Below are 1,421 nucleotides of genomic sequence, written 5' to 3'. Positions count from 1 at the left end.
ACCTTGCGCTGCTGGTTCATCACCTCGTCGTACTTGAGGACGTTCTTTCTGACCTCGAAGTTCTGCTGCTCGACCTGGGTCTGGGCGCTCTTGATCGCGCGGGTGACCATCTTGGCTTCGATGGGCACGTCGTCGGGCAGGTTGAGCCGGGTGAGCAGCGATTCCAGCGCCGCCCCGTTGAACCGGCGCATGAGCTCGTCACCCAGCGACAGGTAGAAGCGGGACTCGCCGGGGTCGCCCTGGCGGCCGGAGCGGCCGCGCAACTGGTTGTCGATGCGGCGTGACTCGTGGCGTTCGGTGCCCAGCACGTACAGGCCGCCGGCTTCGATCACCTCTTCGGCCTCTTTACCGGCCTCTTCCTTGACGATCGGCAGCTCTTCGTGCCATGCCTTCTCGTATTCGTCCGGGGTTTCCACCGGGTCCAGGCCGCGTTCGCGCAGCCGCTGGTCGGTCAGGAAGTCGACGTTGCCGCCGAGCACGATGTCGGTGCCGCGGCCGGCCATGTTGGTGGCGACGGTGATGCCGCCGCGCCGCCCGGCCACGGCGACGATGCCGGCCTCCTGCTCGTGATACTTGGCGTTGAGCACGTTGTGCGGGATGCGCTTCTTGGTGAACTGGCGCGACAGGTACTCCGAGCGCTCGACGCTGGTGGTACCGATCAGCACCGGCTGGCCCTTTTCGTAGCGTTCGGCGACGTCGTCGACCACCGCGAGGTACTTGGCTTCCTCGGTCTTGTAGATCAGGTCGGACTGGTCGGTGCGGATCATCGGCTTATTGGTCGGGATGGAGACCACACCCAGCTTGTAGATCTCGTGCAGCTCGGCCGCCTCGGTCTGGGCGGTACCGGTCATACCGGCCAGCTTGTCGTAGAGCCGGAAGTAGTTCTGCAGTGTGATGGTGGCCAGCGTCTGGTTCTCGGCCTTGATCTCGACGTGCTCCTTGGCCTCGATGGCCTGGTGCATGCCCTCGTTGTAGCGGCGGCCGATCAGCACGCGGCCGGTGAACTCGTCGACGATCAGCACTTCGCCATTGCGGACGATGTAGTCCTTGTCGCGGTTGAACAGCTCCTTGGCCTTCAGCGCGTTGTTGAGATAGCTGACCAGCGGGGAGTTGGCGGCTTCGTAGAGGTTGTCGATACCGAGCTGGTCTTCGACGAACTCCACGCCCTTTTCGTGCACGCCGACGGTGCGTTTGCGCAGGTCCACCTCGTAGTGGGTGTCTTTTTCCATCAGCGGCGCCAGCCGGGCGAACTCGGTGTACCAGTTGGAGGCGCCATCGGCCGGCCCGGAAATGATCAGCGGGGTACGAGCCTCGTCGATCAGGATCGAGTCGACCTCGTCGACGATGGCGAAGTTGTGCCCGCGCTGCACCAGGTCGTCGAGCGAGTGCGCCATGTTGTCGCGCAGGTAGTCGAAGCCGAA

Annotated in this window: 1 pseudogene; it reads right to left on the bottom strand. The window is 64.2% G+C overall.

Annotated elements, in window-relative coordinates:
• A pseudogene (locus A9W95_RS02465) lies at nt 1–1,421 on the bottom strand (preprotein translocase subunit SecA); the annotation flags it as partial.

The sequence above is a fragment of the Mycobacterium sp. 1423905.2 genome, from assembly GCF_001673155.1.
In the GTDB taxonomy this organism is placed as follows: Bacteria; Actinomycetota; Actinomycetes; order Mycobacteriales; family Mycobacteriaceae; genus Mycobacterium.
This window is presented reverse-complemented; position numbering and strand designations above follow the sequence as displayed.